Here is a 16,690-nt window from a genome sequence, read left to right as displayed (position 1 = left end):
CAGCCCGATCCGGGCGATGACCCGATTACCCGATTACAATACGTATTTGCTTCTTTCAGGAATTGGACGCATGACTTATTGCGTGGCAATGCGCGTCGACGAAGGACTGGTGTTCCTGTCCGACACCCGCACGAATGCCGGGGTCGACCATGTGAGCGCCGCCCGCAAGATGGCAGTCTTCGAGCAGCCCGGCGACCGCGTCCTCGTGCTCCTCGCCGCGGGTAATCTCGCCCTGACGCAGGCAGTCATGCAACTGCTGTCGGAACCGGCGCCCGAAGATAAACCCACGCTGTATAACGTACCCACCATGGCGGAAGCGGCGCGGCTGGTGGGCGATGCGGTGCGCGAGGTACATCGGCGGGATGCGGCTACGCTTGCAGAATTCAGCGTCGACTTCAATTGCAGCTTCATTCTCGGCGGCCAGATCCGCGGGGCGAATACGCGCCTGTTCATGATTTACTCGGCAGGTAACTTTGTGGAGTCGTCGCAGGTCAGCCCGTATTTCCAGATCGGTGAATCGAAGTATGGCAAGCCGATCATCGATCGCGTTGTCACACCGTCCACGCCGCTGGACGAAGTCGCGAAATGCGCGCTGGTGTCAATGGACTCCACGCTGCGGTCCAATTTATCAGTGGGATTACCGCTCGATCTGCTTGTGTATGAGAAGGACGCGTTGCGGGTCACGCGCTTTTCCACAATCGATAACGACAACCACTATTTCCAGATGATTCATCGCACCTGGGGCGAACGGTTGCGGCAGATTTTCGGAGAGATTCCGAATCCGACCTGGGCCGATCCTGCCAATGTGCCGCTGCGAGCGCGCGAAACGGTATCGAACGTGCCGCGCGTGACAGGCAGCGATCTGCGGGCCGAACCCGATACGTCAGCGCCGCCGTTTCAGACCTTGATGCAGCCGGAAAGCGGGCAGTCGCAGCATTGAACCGGACTGGGATTGGTCAATTAGTAGATTAGTAGAGGCGGTTTGAGAGCGCGTGCTGGAAACTCTGCAAGACAGGTAGCCTGAACAAGAACGGCCCAATCGGCTTTACGCAGATTGGGCCGTTCTTGTTTTTGGCGTTGTTTTTAGCTTTGGCGTATTGATTGCCGTGAACCGGCGGTCAATACCCTGCGCATAAAAAAACAGCCATCGGTTTCGCCGATGGCTGTTTTTGAACCGCAGTCGAAATCGGCGCGCTATGCAGTGAACCGCTTGCGCTCCGGGTCCGGCTTTAGAACTTGTGACGAATACCGACGAGCACCATTTCTTGCGAGCTCGTACCGGCGAAGCCGAACGAACCGATCGATGCTTGCGCTGCTTGGTCTACGCGAACCGTCTGGCCTGCCGCGTTCGTGGTGTACACAGCTTGCGTGCCGCTTGCGTGCTGGTAAGCGCCGACTGCGTAGAAGTCCGTACGCTTGGACACTGTGTAGTCCGCGCCGATACCCACTTGATGGTACTTGGCAGCCGTGTCGCCGCTAGCTTTCTCGTACGTGTAGCCTGCACCGACCAGCAAAGCCGGCGTAAGCTGGTAGTTCGCGAACACGCTGCCGATGTTGTACTTCTGCGTCGACGTGAATGCCGACAAGGCATCCGGGGCGTATTGCGCATTGCTGTACGAAGCGCCGAGCGTTACCGGGCCGATAGCGTACTGAGCTGCTGCACGAGCGATGCTGAGCGAGTGAGCCGAGGTGTAGCCGCTGTTGATCGGACCGTCGAAAATCGAGTCCGACGACTGGTTGGCGCTCCAGACCGATCCTGCTGCAGCCGTACGGCCTGCGCTCGGGTTGCTTGCGTAGAAGTAACCAGCAGCCAAGCCCAACGGGCCGTTGTTATACGCAACTGCACCGCTCCACGTCTGGCCTTGACCCGTCGTGCCAGCCAGGTTGCTGAAGCCATACAAGCCTTCGAATTGCAGGCCGGCGTAGTTCGGCGAAACATACTTCACCGTGTTCGAAACACGCAAGCTGTTGTCGTAGTTGTCAACGTCGCCCGGCGTACCGACGATCGACGCCCAGTAGTTGTCACCCGTGATGCCTTGCACCATGTCGACGAGCGGATCGTATTGACGACCGATCGTGACGGTACCGAGCTTATCAGCCGTCAAGCCGACGAATGCCTGGCGGCCAAATTCGCGACCACCTTGACCCAATCCGCCCGTATTGAGGTTGAAACCGTTTTCCAATTGGAAAATTGCCTTCAAACCACCGCCCAAGTCTTCCGTACCCTTCACGCCCCAACGGTCACCGGACAAGTTGCCGGCAAAGAGGCCGACCTGCTTCTCGTTGCCGGACGCGTGGCCAACATAACCAACAGCCTCATCGATCAAGCCATACAGAGTTACGCTGCTTTGTGCGTGAGCCACGCCAGCCGTGCCGAGCAGTGCCAGCGAAAGGGAAGTCAGTGCGAAACGTTTCATCAGGTTCTCCACGCTAGGATTAAATTCGTTGTTGCCGGCGCAGAGAATAACGCAGCGTTACAAAACTTAAGAACTGAAAAATTAAAACATGTCTCGAAAAAAAGACACTTTATGGTCGACCGTGTGATGTCTTGTAAGGCAAGCCTGTCAAGGCTTTAGCCGTTGATTCATCTAGCGAAAGCGCATTAGCATGGATGCCGTCATAAAGTTCCTTTTAACGCAATTGGTTCAGCGAGAATGGGCGCTTTTTATTAGTTTTTTACTAATTCGGCGTTATAAGCGAGGTATGCCGGGAGGCCCTTGCGAGGAAGGCTTTTACAGGCGAGAGGAGCGCTGCGCATGGCTCGGCGAGGGTTTACGCCGGGAAGCGGCCCGACGCGGCCGAGCAGCGTCCGACACCGCGAGATGAGTTCGCGCGTGGCGTATTACCAACACCTTTACTCATTGAGAGCGCCATTTTTGCGTCCAGCGCAACAAACGCTGTGCTCACTCGTCGCGGCGGGTCCATGCGATTTGACGAAGTTTCGGCAGTCAAGCTTTTGACACGGAAAACTGTCGTGTCGCGGATTACTCTGGTTTGCGACTTGATTCCGCTCCTGATCCCGCTCGGCTTGACGGCGTTATTCGTCGTTTGCCGCAGGATGGTCACGTCCGGCTTCGCGTCCGGTTTCGCGTCCCGATAGCAGCGCGAGCGCCAAACCTGCGCCGCCGGCCAGCAACACGGCACGCCACGGATACCGCTTCACCAGGTCATTTGCCTGGACCGCCTTGCGCCCGCAATCCAGCATGGCTTGCGCCGTCACCCGGGTAGCCGCGGTCTCCGCACGGGCCAGCTTGCGGCTCAGGGTCAACGCGGTGCTCAATGCTGACACCCGTTGGCGCGCCTGCTGCGTCAAATGCTGCGAGCGTTCAGCCCTTCTTTCGATGGATGCTCGCGAACGTCCCGGCACGACCGTAAAGGCTTTCGTGTTTCCGGGGTTGTCCGCATCTACACGGCCGGCTCCGGGAACTGTCGAGCCCGCCAGCATCGAGCCGATCTTGGCCCGGCTGCCTGGCGGGACCCGGGCGCTTTGCTGGCCCCATGCACCGCGGGGATCGTGCAAACGTGCTCGCGCGGCTGAAAACTCCGCGCCAAGCAGCAGGACTGCTGCCGAGAAGTACAGCCACATCAGCAACACTGCAAGCGAGCCCGCCGCGCCGAATGAATTCGCCGTGCCGGCGTGAGTCAGGTAGAACGCAAACAGTTTTTTGCCGACCGAAAACAGGATCGCGGCAACAAACCCGCCAACCAGTGCGTCCCGCCATTGCACCCGGCCGTCGGGGAGGAACTTCAGAAGCGCTCCGAATGCGAGCGAGAGAATCACCAGTCCGACCAGCAACTGCACAATGTCACCGACGATCACGAACGGCGAATTACCCCAAAGCCATTTGCCCACGGCCTGGATGGCGGTATCGAGGACTAGCGAGACGATCAGCAGAAACGCTACCCCCAGCACCAGGCCGAATGAGATCAGCCGCACCCGCACCAGCGCGAAAACGCTGGATTTCTGCTCGCCGGTAAGTGGCCACACGAGGTTCAGCGCGGTGTTGAGCGATGAAAATGTCGCCGATGCACCCAGCGCCAGCAACACGAACGAGATCACGGCGGCGACTCCCGTGCCGCCGCTACGGTGGGCATTCTCGACAATGCTCTGCACGCTCGCCGCGGCCTGATCGCCGAGCAGTCCATTGACGTGATGAAACAACTGGCCGCGCGCGGCGTCGGCCCCGAACACCCAGCCGGCCACGGCGATGACCATGACCAGCGTCGGCGCCAGCGAAAACGCGGAGTAGAACGCGATGCTCGCCGCCATGGCGGCACAGCGATCCTCGCCAAATTTCCTGAGCGCGCCCATCACCCAGGATGCGTCCTTTTTCACGGCAGCCTGAATTTTCTCGGTGGACAATGTGCTCATGGAAACCTCAACTTCGATGATGGTAATGATGATCTTGATGGTTTGTAACGCGTCGAAGCACGATGCGTTCCCACGGTCGTTAAGCCTGCGGTTGCGCCAGTGCTTGCCCGGAGTCATGGAGCATCCGTCATCCTGCCGCAGCTTGGCAACCCAAATCGGGCTCATAGGCCGTTCGGATGCCTTTGGCGCACACTTTCGCCACCAATCGTTAACTTTGTTTTACGTAGTTCTACGTTCGGGGGCAGCGGGGTTTCAATCGGTGCGGGAATGGGCACGTGTGGGCATGTGAATGGGCGAATGAAGGAATGAACGCCACGCCGTCACGAGGGGACATGCATCGCCGAGCCGTTGCAGCCAGCGACAAAACGGACAAACGGACAAACGCGCCGACAGCGTCAGGCGCGTATGGCGAACCCGTCGAGATAGGCGGCGGGATCTTGTCCGTCCCAGATGCGCCCATCGATCAGCATATCCGCGCGAATCTCGTCCGGCACGCGAACGTCCGCCAAGGCAGCGGCCTCGCGATACAGCGCCGTCTGGCTGATCGCCGACGCAATGGCGGCGGCGTCGTGAGCGCCGCTCAATAGACCCCATCGGCGATATTGTGTCAGGAACCACAAGCCATCGGACGGTCGCGGATAGTTGACGGCGCCTTTATCGAAGAAGCTCACGGCGAGGGGGCGCGGCTGCCCGGGGAATTGCGCTGCGTCATACTCACCGAGCAGCCGTGGCGCGATCAATTCCTGCGGCACACCTAACAGTTCCGGCGCGGCGAGCCACTTGGAGATCTCGGCCCGATGCGCGGGGTCGTCAAGCCACCGGCACGCCTCGAGCATGGTCTGGACTAGCGCGCGCGCCGTGTTCGGATAAAGGGCGACAAAATCGCGCCGGCTGGCAAGCACCTTTTCCGGGTGGTCCGGCCAGATCTGGCTCGAAATCGCGACGGTCCTGCCCGCGTGACGCGCCTCGGCAACCGCGTTCCACGGCTCACCGGCACAGAATCCGTCGAGCTGGCCTTCGGCCAACGCATCGACCATTTGCGGCGGCGGGATCACGATGCTGCGAATGTCGCGCAGCGGATGCACGCCAAGAGCTGCGAGCCAGTAGTACAACCACATCGCGTGCGTGCCGGTCGGAAAGGTCTGTGCGAAAACCGGAGGACGGCCGAGCGTCGCAAGCGCCTCCTTCAAATTGCCGCTCCTGCTGAGCGCATCGGCAAGCGGGTTCGACAGCGTGATGGCCTGGCCATTGCGGTTCAGCACCATCAACACGGCCATGTCGCCCTGCGGTCCGCCAATACCGAGCTGCACGCCGTACACGAGCCCGTACAGCGCGTGCGCCGCATCGATCTCGCCGGACAACAGCTTGTCGCGCACAGCCGCCCAGGAAGGCTGCCGGCACAACTCGAGCGTCAGGCCGTGGCTGTGGCCAAACTCGAGGATCTTGGCAACGGCGAGCGGGGCGGCATCGCTCAGCGCCACGAAACCCAGGCGAATGTGGGTCTTCTCGGGTTGCGCGGACGCGCGGTTCAAAACGGCTTTGGGCGTATTCATGTAGTAGGGCTACCCTAGTAAATCGACCATCGACACCAACTGGCGCGCAACCTCGGCAAGCTTCAGTCCCTCGTCCATCGCGCGCTTGCGCAGCATGGCGTATGCCTCAGGTTCCGACATCTTGCGCCGGTCCATCAACAGGCGCTTGGCCCGGTCGATCAGCTTGCGGTCGGCGAGTTCATTTTCGGCTTTGGCGAGCCGCTTGCGCAATTGCTCCTCGCGGGCGAAACGCGCCAGCGCGACTTCGAGAATGGGGGCGAGACGCGCGGCCTCCAGGCCTTCGACAAGGTAAGCGCTCACGCCTGCACCGACCGCGGCGTGAATCAGTTGCTGGTCGCCGTCGTTGCTGAACATCAGGACCGGGCGCGGCGCGGTTTCGTTCATCACGGCAAGTTGTTCGAGCGTATCGCGTGAAGGCGATTCAGTATCGATGATGACCACATCCGGGCGCTGTTCCTCCACCACCTTGGGCAATGCCGCGGGGGTCGCGACCTCGGCCAGCATGTCGTAGCCCAGGCGTGCGAGTGCCTGGCGAAGATCGCCAATGGGTTTGTCGGTGTCGGTGACGAGCAGTACGCGAAGCATGGGTCAGGCGCCGGGATAGCTCATGCATGGAATGCTTGACGCAACGCTCTCTGGCGGACGATCAGCGCGCGCCATAAAGACCGCTTTCGCCGCTCGATGCCGTTTGCGCCGGTCAGGCTGCATGCTGAACCGCTTCAGTGATGTCTTGCCATGCGTTGAAGGCGGCATGCTTGTCCACGGCAAGAGCGCCGCTTCCGTTGTGAGTCACCCAATCTACCGCTTCGCTGATCGCATTGCCAACGAGGATCACGGCGGGGCTTCCCAGCCCTTCCTTCACGGCGTCGATAGCCAGGCGGTCCAGCGGTCCAAGCCAGCGCCGCTCGGATGCGGTACCGGCCCATTGAACCACGGCGGCAGGGGTGGATGCCGGTAACGCCGAGAGCAGCGCATGGCAGAGGCTTTCGATGCGCGTCATGCCCATGTAGATCGCGAGCGTCGTGCCGGTTGCAGCGAGTGCGGCCCAGTTGGGTTCGCCATGATCCTGCTTGTGCGCCGTGACGAAGGTCACTCCCTGGCAATGTTCCCGATGCGTCAGCGATATCCCGAGACTCGCGGCCGCTGCAAAGCCCGACGAAATGCCGTTGATGATCTCCACCGGAATCTGCGCGTGGCGCAGTGCTGTGAGTTCTTCTCCCGCGCGTCCGAACAGCAGCGCGTCGCCACCCTTCACGCGAACCACGTGCAGCCCTTTGAGGGCATAACGTTGCATCAGCCGTTGAATGAACGCTTGCGGTGTCGACTTGCAGCCGCCGCGCTTGCCGACGCGGATCACGCGCGCGCGGGGCGCAAGCGAGACGATCTCGGGATTGGCGAGATCGTCCAGCAACACGATATCCGCCAGCGCCAATGCTTTGGCGGCTTTGATCGTGAGCAGGTCCAGATCGCCGGGACCGGCGCTAAGCAAGGTGACCTTGCCAGTTGTCATCGTGATGTCCTTTGGCGGCTTGAGAAAGCTTGAGAAAAGCGCAGCCACCGCCGCGTTGCTTAAAAGACCGAAGTTCGGAATGAGCCGCATGGGTCGCGCGTCGCGCAGATCAGATGACCTGCATTCGGGCAATGCGACAACACGGCGCTCCAACGAAAAACGGCATCCGCTCGTGCTCTTGCACGAAGGGACGCCGTTGTCCTGAGTCGCCGATGGTGACCGGCATTCAATCGATAAAACCGTGTATCCAAGCGCCCGACATCGTTGCCGCGCACGGCCAGTGATAGGCAATATCCAGGCCAGACGAGTATTGCCCTGGCGCGCCCGGCAACGAACGATGCGGGCAATAACGCGTCCGCCGCGCGAAGCAGCGCTCCTTAAGCGTGCCCGCACGAAGAACGCCCTCTTTGATCTTGCGTAGCGGACCGGAACGCCCCAAGCAGGGTGCCGTTCCACTCGCACGCGGACAGTGCTGCGTCGCACCGCGAGTGTGCGGCGTTGCATCAAAATGCATCGCCCATAATCGCCCGACAAACGCGCCGTCGAGCGCAAACGCCCGCCAAATATAGAAACGCAGCGTATGGCATGGCCCTTGCAAATAGAGCGCCCATGGACCAACGGCGGTCCGGTTTCATCGCAAGGCTTCAGCAGCGGCCCGTGACGGGCTTTTTGGACAATGGCGTCCCCTGAACTCAGTCATCGGCTGGGTTCACGGGACGCCTTTTTGTTTTGTGGAAAGACAATGGCAGACAAAGCAACCCGGATCGATCTCTTCAGCCTGCGCACCGTGCCCATGCGTGCCTTCCACCTCACGTGGATGGCGTTCTTCGTCTGCTTCTTCGCGTGGTTCGCCTGTGCGCCGCTGATGCCGTTGATCAAGCGCGAGTTCGGCCTGTCCATCGATCAGGTCGCCAATATCAACATCGCAGCGGTTGCCGCGACGATTCTGGTAAGGCTCATCATTGGCCCAATGTGCGACCGCTACGGTCCGCGCAAGGTCTATACGGGGCTGCTGCTCCTCGGTGCATTCCCCGTGTTCGGCGCGGCGCTCTCGGGCGGTTACGAAAGCTTCCTGCTGTGCCGCCTGGGCATTGGCGCCGTGGGTGCGAGCTTCGTTATTACGCAGTACCACACATCTGTGATGTTCGCGCCGAACGTGGTCGGCACGGCCAACGCGACCAGCGCCGGTTGGGGTAATGCCGGGGCCGGCGCGGCGCAAATACTGGTGCCGTTGCTGCTCGCGGGCATGCTCGCGCTCGGCGCCGCAGATGCATCCGCGTGGCGCCTCGCGCTCGTGGTTCCCGGGCTGGCCATGCCGGTGATGGCCTGGTTCTACTGGCGCTTCACGCAGGACTGCCCGCAAGGCAACTTCACGCAGTTGCGTGCGCAAGGCATCACCATCGACGGTGGCAAGAAAGGCGGCTGGGCGAGCTTTCGCACGGCCTGCGCGAACTATCGCGTATGGATGCTTTTCATCACCTATGCGGCTTGCTTTGGCGTCGAAGTGTTCATCCACAACATTGCCGCCATCTATTACGTCGATCACTTTCATCTCTCGCTGAAAGCCGCCGGTGCCGCTGCCGGCAGCTTTGGACTGCTCGCCCTGTTCGCCCGTGCGCTCGGCGGCTGGATATCAGACAAAGCCGCTGCACGTCGCGGCCTGGAAATTCGTTCGACTTTGTTGTTCGCGCTCATAGCGGGCGAAGGTCTTGGGCTGTTATGGTTTTCGCATGCGGATAGCGCGGCGCTCGCCGTGGTCGCCATGCTGAGCTTCGGCCTGTTCACGCACATGGCGTGCGGCGCGACGTATGCGCTTGTGCCGTTCATCGACCGCAAGGCGCTGGGCGGCGTGGCGGGGATTATCGGTGCGGGCGGCAACGTGGGAGCGGTGGCCGCCGGCTTCCTGATGAAGGGCTTCGGCAGCGTCCAGCAGACGCTCGCCATGCTCGGCGTGCTGGTCACGTTGTCCGCGCTGTGCGCACTCGCCGTGCGCTTTAGCTCCGAGCACAAGGCACAGGAAGCCGCGCTGCGTGCAGATGCATTGGGTGTCAATAACAGCATTGCCAATTGAGAGCGTCCTGATCATGAAAATCGTCGTCGTCGGTCATGGCATGGTCGGCCATAAACTCCTTGAATGCCTCGCTGAAAACGCAGCGCACGAGCTTGATATCACCGTGCTATGCGAAGAGCCGCGACCGGCTTACGATCGCGTGCATCTGTCGGAGTTCTTCTCGGGCAAGACGGCGCAGGACCTGTCACTGGTCGAGCCGGGATTCTTCGAGCGCGCGCGCGTGCGGCTTGAGCTCAATGCGAAGGCGGTGTCGATCGATCGCGCGGCGCGTACCGTGACGGTGTCGACCGGCGAGGTGCTGGCGTACGACAAGCTGGTGCTCGCTACCGGTTCTTACCCGTTCGTGCCGCCGGTGGCGGGCAATGAGCGTCGTGATTGCTTCGTGTACCGCACTATTGAAGATCTCGAAGCAATGAAGGAATGCGGCGCGCGCTCGAAAACGGGCACGGTGGTAGGCGGCGGACTGCTGGGGCTTGAGTGCGCCAAGGCGTTGCGCGACATGGGCTTGCAGACGCACGTGGTCGAGTTCGCGCCGCGCTTGATGGCCGTGCAGGTTGACGACAGCGGCGCGCGCGTATTGCGCAGCAAGATCGAAGAGCTGGGGGTGACGGTTCATACGCAGAAGAACACCGTAGCCATAGTCGATGGCGAGAACGGCACGCACCGCATGGAGTTCGCCGACGCAAGCCATCTCGACACCGACATGATCGTGTTCTCCGCCGGCATCCGCCCGCGCGATGAGATTGCGCGTATCAGTGGCCTTGAAGTCGGTGCGCGCGGCGGCATTGTGATTGACGACAACTGCCGCACAAGTGACGCCGATATCTATGCGATCGGCGAATGCGCACTCTGGAACGGACAGGTCTTCGGGCTGGTCGCGCCGGGTTATGACATGGCCCGTGTTGTTGCAAAACAGTTGGCTGGCGAACAGGCTGGTTTCACCGGCGCCGATATGAGCACGAAGCTCAAGCTGATGGGCGTGGACGTGGCGAGTATTGGCGACGCGCACGGCAAGACGCCGGGCAGCCGTGCATACCAGTTCAGCGATGAACGCAAGCAGGTCTACAAGAAACTGGTGGTGTCCGAGTGCGGCAAGTATTTGCTCGGTGGCGTGATGGTCGGCGACGCAGGCGAATACGGCACGCTGTTGCAGATGATGCTGAACCGCATCGAGTTGCCTGATGCACCCGAATTCCTGATTCTCCCTTCCGCCGATGGCAAGCAAAAGCCTGGTCTTGGTGTCGAGGCGCTGCCTGAAGCTGCGCAGATCTGTTCGTGCAACAACGTGTCGAAAGGGCAGATATGCGAGGCGGTCTGCGCGGGTGCAACCAGCATTGGTGCGTTGAAGTCCGCGACCAAGGCCGGCAGTTCGTGCGGAGGTTGTGTGGCGCTGGTCACGCAGGTGATGAAGGCCGAGATGAAAAAGCAGGGTCTCGCGGTCAACAACCACGTGTGCGAGCACTTCCCTTACTCGCGTCAGGAGCTTTATCACATGGTGCGCGTCGAGCGCATCGAGACGTTTGGCGCGTTGCTCGCGAAGCATGGCCACGGTCTTGGCTGCGATATCTGCAAGCCGGCTGCCGCCGCGATTCTTGCATCGTGCTGGAACGAGTTCGTGCTGAAGAAAGAGCATGCAAGCCTGCAGGATTCGAACGACTACTATCTCGCGAATATCCAGCGCGACGGCACCTATTCCGTCGTCCCCCGGATGCCCGGTGGCGAGGTCACGCCGGACGGTTTGATCGCCGTCGGCCAGGTCGCAAAAAAGTATGGCCTGTACACCAAGGTCACGGGCGGGGCACGTGTTGACCTGTTCGGCGCGCGGGTTGAACAGCTGCCGCTGATCTGGGAAGAACTGATCGCGGCCGGCTTCGAGTCCGGTCATGCGTACGGCAAGTCGGTGCGGACCGTGAAGTCCTGCGTGGGTTCGACCTGGTGCCGCTATGGCGTGGGCGATTCGGTCGGTCTCGCGATCGACATCGAGAACCGCTACAAGGGTTTGCGCACTCCCCACAAGATCAAGTTCGGCGTCTCCGGCTGCACACGCGAATGTGCCGAGGCGCAAGGCAAGGACATTGGCATGATTGCCACAGAGAAGGGCTGGAACCTCTACGTATGCGGTAACGGCGGCATGAAACCGCGTCACGCCGAGTTGCTCGCATCCGATCTCGACCGTGTCACGCTGATCCAGTACATCGACCGCTTCCTGATGTTCTACATCCGTACCGCGGACCGCTTGCAGCGCACGAGCGTCTGGCGCGACAACCTGGAAGGCGGGCTCGAATACCTGATCGATGTCGTGGTGCGCGACAAGCTTCAGCTTGCCGCGGAACTCGAAGCGGAGATGCAGTACGTGGTCGATACCTACGAATGCGAGTGGAAAAAGGCAGTCAACGATCCGGACACGCGCAAGCGCTTCCGTCATTTCGTCAACAGCGATGAAGCCGATGCGAACGTGAGTTTCGTCGAAGAGCGTGGCCAGATTCGCCCCGCGACGCCGGCTGAGCGGCAACTGAAGCGAATCGACATTCCGGTGGTTGTCGAGACCGTTTGAAGCGCCCGCGAAACACACTGAGGACATCATCATGAACAACGATCGAATCTCAAGCTCATGGGTGCCTGTATGCCCGCTTGATGACATCGTGCCGAACACCGGCGTCTGTGCGCTCATCAACGGCGAGCAGGTCGCCGTGTTCTATCTCTTCGATGGAACCCCAAGCGTGTACGCGATCGATAACTTCGACCCGGGCTCACAGGCGTCTGTATTGTCGCGCGGACTGATCGGCAATCTGGGCGAGCGCATTGTGGTGGCATCGCCGATCTTCAAGCATCACTATGATCTTCGCACGGGCGAATGCATCGAGATACCGGCGAACTCGGTCAACGCTTTTGCCGCGCGCGTAGAGGACGGCCACGTGTGGGTCGCGGTATGAAGGTGAGCGGGTTCGAGCGTCGGTCATGATCTCCGGCAGCGTAAAAACCGTGTGTCCATACTGCGGCGTTGGCTGCGGCATGGTCTTGCAAGTCGAGAAGGGAGAAGTGGTCAAGGTGTCCGGTGACAAGGAGCATCCGGCCAACTTTGGACGCCTCTGTACCAAGGGTTCGTCGGCGCATGTGGTCTTGCGCAAATCGGGCCGTCTGGAGGGCGCTTTCATTCGCCGCGAACGGGATCGCGACCCGATCCCGTTACCCATGGCGCAAGCGATTTCCGACACCGCTCAGCGCCTGCGTGGGCTGCTTGACGAGCACGGCCCGGACGCGCTTTCGTTCTATGTGTCGGGGCAGATGTCGATCGAGGCGCAGTACCTCGTCAACAAGCTCGCGAAGGGGTTTGTCGGCACCAACAACATAGAGTCCAATTCTCGGCTCTGCATGGCGAGCGCCGGCAGCGGCTACAAACTGTCGCTGGGTGCTGACGGGCCACCGGGCTCGTACGAGGACATCGACCGGGCCAACCTGTTTTTTGTGATCGGCGCGAACATGGCCGACTGTCACCCGATCCTGTTCCTGCGCATGATGGATCGCGTGAAGGCCGGCGCGAAGCTGATCGTGGTGGACCCGCGCCGCAACGCGACCGCCGACAAAGCCAGCCTCTTCATGCAGATCAAGCCGGGCACCGATCTCGCGTTGCTGAACGGCCTGCTTTATTTGCTGCATCGGAACGCTCATACCGATGCGGATTTTATTGCCGAATTTACCGAAGGCTGGGACGCGATGCCGGCCTTTCTGGAGGACTATGCGCCGGATAAGGTCGCTGAGATCACCGGTATTCCCGAAGCGGACATCCGCCGAGCGGCGCAATGGATGGGCGAGGCGCCCGAGTGGATGAGCTGCTGGACCATGGGCCTCAACCAAAGCACGCATGGCACCTGGAACACAAACGCCATCTGCAACCTGCATCTCGCCACGGGCAAGATATGCCGGCCGGGCAGCGGACCGTTCTCGCTCACGGGGCAGCCTAATGCCATGGGCGGGCGCGAGATGGGTTACATGGGACCCGGGCTTCCCGGGCAACGTTCGGTGCTGGTAGCGGAGGATAGGGATTTCATAGAAGACCTGTGGAATGTCCCTAAGGGCACACTCAAGACTTCGCTCGGCCAAGGCACCGTGGACATGTTCTCGCGCATGTCGACCGGCGAGATCAAGGCCTGCTGGATCATCTGCACCAATCCTGTTGCAAGCGTGCCGAACCGGCAGACCGTGATTGCGGGGTTGCAGGCCGCGGAGCTGGTCATCGCACAGGATGCCTTCCTCGATACCGAAACCAATCGCTACGCCGATGTCCTTCTGCCTGGCGCGCTGTGGGCTGAGGCTGAAGGCGTGATGATCAACTCCGAGCGCAACATGACGCTCACGCAGAAGGCCATCGAGCCGCCGGGCGCCGCGTTGCCGGACTGGCAGATCATCGCGCGCGTCGCATGTGAAATGGGTTTCGCCGATGCATTCAGTTATGCATCGGCAGAAGAGGTGTTCGCGGAGATTACCCGGACGTCGAATCTCAAGACGGGCTACGACCTGCGCGGTGCGAGCCATGAACGCTTGCGCGAGACGCCGTTGCAATGGCCCTGTGCACCGGACGTTGCAGCCGATCGCAATCCGGTGCGTTATATCAACGACGGCGTGAGCCAGACGCTCAGGCAAATGCCTGACGGCAGCCGCCCGCGCCTGAGCTTTCCCACTTCAACCGGCAAGGCCGTTTTCTTCGCTCGCCCGCATGTGGCTCCTGCGGAAATGCCTGACAGTGAACGGCCTATCGTGCTGAATACGGGCCGCTTGCAGCACCAGTGGCACACCATGACCAAGACCGGCAAGGTGCCCATGCTGAACAAGCTGAATCCCGCCCCGTTCGTGGAAATTCATCCCGAAGATGCGGCGGCGCTGGGTATCAAGGCGAAGGACGCGGTCGAGATTCGCTCGCGCCGCGGCCGCGCCGTTTTGCCGGCAGTGGTCACCGATCGGGTTCGTGCCGGCAACTGCTTTGCCCCCATGCATTGGAACGACGTCTTTGGCGAAGAACTCTGCATCAACGCCGTGACGAACGACGCGATCGACCCGATATCGCAGCAGCCTGAATTCAAGTTCTGTGCTGTTGCGCTCAGCCGCGTAGCGCCTAAAGCTGACACGGCGAATCCTGAGACGCGTGACGATGCCGCCGGCTCGGAACGCGTTGAGCCCGTCGCCGCCGATCACGCCCGTCCGAACCAGGAACTGGACATGTCCCGTATTGATGCCCTTGCCGCGCTGCTCGGTATTCCGAAAACGCCGCCACCCGAACTTAGCGAGACCGAACGCATCTACGTCGACGGTTTCATGAGTGGCCTGCGCTCGACGGAAGGCCGCGCAACAGGCGGCGTACCGACGTTGCCGCTTGGTGCGCCCATCGCCCCTGCTACGCGGCTTTGGCTCGATGGTGTCCTCGCGGGGCTCTTCAGCCGCGCTGAAACGGCTATGCCTACGTTGACCGCACCGGTTGCAGCAACCACCGCCGAGTCCTCTGTGCGCATTGCGCGGGCGCGGCCAAAAGTCGTGTTGCTGTGGGCTTCTCAGACGGGGAATATCGAATCGTTGACCGAGCGATATGCGACCCAGTTGATGGAGTCCGGCTTCGAAATACGCACCACGTGTATGGCCGACTATGCGGTTTCCGACCTGGAGAAAGCGCAGTACGTTTTGCTGATGACGAGTACGTTCGGCGACGGCGATGCCCCCGATAACGGCGCGAGTTTCTGGACCGGGATCAGTGCCGATAACGCCCCGCGCCTGGATGGCGTGCGCTACGCCGTGCTGGCTTTTGGCGATCGCAACTACGATGCGTTCTGCGGTCACGGCCGCAAGCTCGATGCCCGTTTGCTCGAACGCGGCGGGATACCTTTGCTGGAGCGGGTCGACTGCGATGCCGATTACCAGCCCGCAGCCGACGCTTGGCTCGAGCGGATCGTCGCGCGTATCAAGGAAGAAGATGCGGCCCTGCATGCAGTCCCGGCCGACGGCATGATTCCGGCCGTGCTGCCTGGCACCGCGCCTTCGAAGACCCATCCGGCAGCGTCGCGGCTGGTGAAGAATCTGCGGCTGAACAAGCAGGGCGCGACGAAGGACACGCGTTATTTCTCGCTGGATACCGCTGACTCGGGTCTTGATTATGAGGTCGGCGATGCGCTCGGGGTGTGGCCGAGAAACTGTCCCGAACTGGTCGATGAACTCATCGGACTGAGTGGCCTTAGCGCTGATGCCGCCGTCAATGTGGCGGGCGCGGGTGAGATGCGGCTGGCCGACGCACTCGGCAAGCACTATGAAATAGCGCGCCCGAATCACGACGCGTTGGCGTTCATCGCAGCCCGGACGCGCAACGGTGCAGAGGGTGCGAATGGTGCGAATAATGCATTGGGCAGGCTGCTTCGCGAGGACAACAAGGCGGACTTGAAGAAATGGCTCTGGGGCCAGCAACTGGCTGACGTGCTGCATGAATTCCCGGTGGAGCTTTCAGCCACGGAACTGATCGGCATGCTCAAGCGCATGCAGCCGCGCCTTTACTCGATTGCATCGAGTCCCAAGGCCCACCCTGGCGAGATACACCTGACCGTATCGGCGGTCCGGTATAACAACGGCCGGCGTCAGCGCAAGGGCGTGTCCTCGACCTTTCTGGCCGATCGCGCGGGCGATGCCAGCGTGCCGGTATTCGTGCAGAAATCGGCGCATTTCCGTCTTCCCCATAGTGGCGATGCACCCATGATCATGGTCGGCCCCGGCACCGGCGTGGCCCCGTTCAGGGGCTTCCTGCATGAACGCCTCGCGCGCGGCGACACCGGCCGCAACTGGTTGTTCTTTGGCGAGCAGCATGCCGCCACGGATTATTACTACGGCGATGAACTCGATGAGATGCGCCGCAAGGGTCTGCTGAACCGTCTCGATCTCGCGTTCTCGCGGGATCAGGCCGACAAGATCTATGTGCAGGATCGTATGCGTGAACACGGGGCCGAGCTGTGGTCGTGGCTTGAGGCCGGCGCGCATTTCTATGTCTGCGGTGACGCGGGCCGCATGGCCAAGGACGTTGACGCAGCGCTCAAGTCTGTCGTGGCTCAGCATGCCGGCATGAGCGACGACAAGGCTCAGGAATATGTTAGTGGCATGGTCAGGGACAAGCGTTATGTGCGGGACGTGTATTGAGTTTCGCTTGAGTCACGTGC

10 protein-coding genes are annotated in these 16,690 nt (G+C 61.2%); 5 read left to right on the top strand and 5 right to left on the bottom strand.

Going from position 1 to position 16,690, the window contains the following annotated elements:
* Nucleotides 1-70: 70 nt before the first annotated feature.
* The gene (locus ACSQ36_RS29680; RefSeq protein WP_213766100.1) at nucleotides 71-940 is read left to right on the top strand and encodes a proteasome-type protease; all 870 of its coding nucleotides are present in this window, start codon (nucleotides 71-73) and stop codon (nucleotides 938-940) included.
* Between the two features lie 289 nt (nucleotides 941-1,229).
* Here ACSQ36_RS29680 and ACSQ36_RS29675 read toward each other — a convergent pair whose 3' ends face one another.
* The 5 genes from ACSQ36_RS29675 to cobA all read right to left on the bottom strand — a co-directional run bounded on the left by ACSQ36_RS29675 (nucleotide 1,230) and on the right by cobA (nucleotide 7,435).
* Complete coding sequence (locus tag ACSQ36_RS29675; protein ID WP_213766101.1) at nucleotides 1,230-2,417, bottom strand: porin; 1,188 nt, start codon at nucleotides 2,415-2,417, stop codon at nucleotides 1,230-1,232.
* Between the two features lie 620 nt (nucleotides 2,418-3,037).
* Nucleotides 3,038-4,372, bottom strand: coding sequence for a YihY/virulence factor BrkB family protein (locus tag ACSQ36_RS29670; RefSeq protein ID WP_436184978.1), 1,335 nt, complete (start codon nucleotides 4,370-4,372; stop codon nucleotides 3,038-3,040).
* Nucleotides 4,373-4,767: 395 nt separating this feature from the next.
* The gene (locus ACSQ36_RS29665) at nucleotides 4,768-5,925 is read right to left on the bottom strand and encodes a CmpA/NrtA family ABC transporter substrate-binding protein (protein WP_436184717.1); all 1,158 of its coding nucleotides are present in this window, start codon (nucleotides 5,923-5,925) and stop codon (nucleotides 4,768-4,770) included.
* Nucleotides 5,926-5,934: 9 nt separating this feature from the next.
* Nucleotides 5,935-6,510, bottom strand: coding sequence for an ANTAR domain-containing response regulator (locus ACSQ36_RS29660; protein WP_213766104.1), 576 nt, complete (start codon nucleotides 6,508-6,510; stop codon nucleotides 5,935-5,937).
* A gap of 112 nt (nucleotides 6,511-6,622) precedes the next feature.
* The gene (gene cobA / locus ACSQ36_RS29655) at nucleotides 6,623-7,435 is read right to left on the bottom strand and encodes a uroporphyrinogen-III C-methyltransferase (RefSeq protein ID WP_436184977.1); all 813 of its coding nucleotides are present in this window, start codon (nucleotides 7,433-7,435) and stop codon (nucleotides 6,623-6,625) included.
* A gap of 742 nt (nucleotides 7,436-8,177) precedes the next feature.
* On the opposite strand from cobA, the gene ACSQ36_RS29650 reads away from it, so the two are divergent.
* Genes ACSQ36_RS29650 through ACSQ36_RS29635 form a run of 4 tightly spaced genes read left to right on the top strand, consistent with a single transcriptional unit; the run spans nucleotide 8,178 to nucleotide 16,670 of the window.
* A complete protein-coding gene (locus ACSQ36_RS29650) occupies nucleotides 8,178-9,506 on the top strand; it encodes an MFS transporter (RefSeq protein ID WP_213766106.1) in 1,329 nt (442 codons plus the stop codon).
* A gap of 13 nt (nucleotides 9,507-9,519) precedes the next feature.
* On the top strand, nucleotides 9,520-12,060 hold the full coding sequence (gene nirB / locus ACSQ36_RS29645; protein WP_436184716.1) for a nitrite reductase large subunit NirB: 2,541 nt from the start codon (nucleotides 9,520-9,522) through the stop codon (nucleotides 12,058-12,060).
* A gap of 31 nt (nucleotides 12,061-12,091) precedes the next feature.
* The gene (gene nirD, locus ACSQ36_RS29640) at nucleotides 12,092-12,439 is read left to right on the top strand and encodes a nitrite reductase small subunit NirD (RefSeq protein WP_436184715.1); all 348 of its coding nucleotides are present in this window, start codon (nucleotides 12,092-12,094) and stop codon (nucleotides 12,437-12,439) included.
* A 25-nt stretch (nucleotides 12,440-12,464) separates the two neighbouring features.
* Nucleotides 12,465-16,670, top strand: coding sequence for a molybdopterin-dependent oxidoreductase (locus ACSQ36_RS29635; protein ID WP_436184714.1), 4,206 nt, complete (start codon nucleotides 12,465-12,467; stop codon nucleotides 16,668-16,670).
* Nucleotides 16,671-16,690: the final 20 nt, after the last annotated feature.

This window comes from Caballeronia sp. LjRoot34 (assembly GCF_964253815.1).
Classification (GTDB): domain Bacteria; phylum Pseudomonadota; class Gammaproteobacteria; order Burkholderiales; family Burkholderiaceae; genus Caballeronia.
This window is presented reverse-complemented; position numbering and strand designations above follow the sequence as displayed.

Excerpts from the sequence above, each read along its gene's own strand:
- ACSQ36_RS29680 (WP_213766100.1), top strand. The coding sequence starts at position 71 with ATGACTTATTGCGTGGCAATGCGCGTCGACGAAGGACTGGTGTTCCTG.
- ACSQ36_RS29675 (WP_213766101.1), bottom strand. The coding sequence starts at position 2,417 with ATGAAACGTTTCGCACTGACTTCCCTTTCGCTGGCACTGCTCGGCACG.
- ACSQ36_RS29670 (WP_436184978.1), bottom strand. The coding sequence starts at position 4,372 with ATGAGCACATTGTCCACCGAGAAAATTCAGGCTGCCGTGAAAAAGGAC.
- ACSQ36_RS29665 (WP_436184717.1), bottom strand. The coding sequence starts at position 5,925 with ATGAATACGCCCAAAGCCGTTTTGAACCGCGCGTCCGCGCAACCCGAG.
- ACSQ36_RS29660 (WP_213766104.1), bottom strand. The coding sequence starts at position 6,510 with ATGCTTCGCGTACTGCTCGTCACCGACACCGACAAACCCATTGGCGAT.
- cobA (WP_436184977.1), bottom strand. The coding sequence starts at position 7,435 with ATGACAACTGGCAAGGTCACCTTGCTTAGCGCCGGTCCCGGCGATCTG.
- ACSQ36_RS29650 (WP_213766106.1), top strand. The coding sequence starts at position 8,178 with ATGGCAGACAAAGCAACCCGGATCGATCTCTTCAGCCTGCGCACCGTG.
- nirB (WP_436184716.1), top strand. The coding sequence starts at position 9,520 with ATGAAAATCGTCGTCGTCGGTCATGGCATGGTCGGCCATAAACTCCTT.
- nirD (WP_436184715.1), top strand. The coding sequence starts at position 12,092 with ATGAACAACGATCGAATCTCAAGCTCATGGGTGCCTGTATGCCCGCTT.
- ACSQ36_RS29635 (WP_436184714.1), top strand. The coding sequence starts at position 12,465 with ATGATCTCCGGCAGCGTAAAAACCGTGTGTCCATACTGCGGCGTTGGC.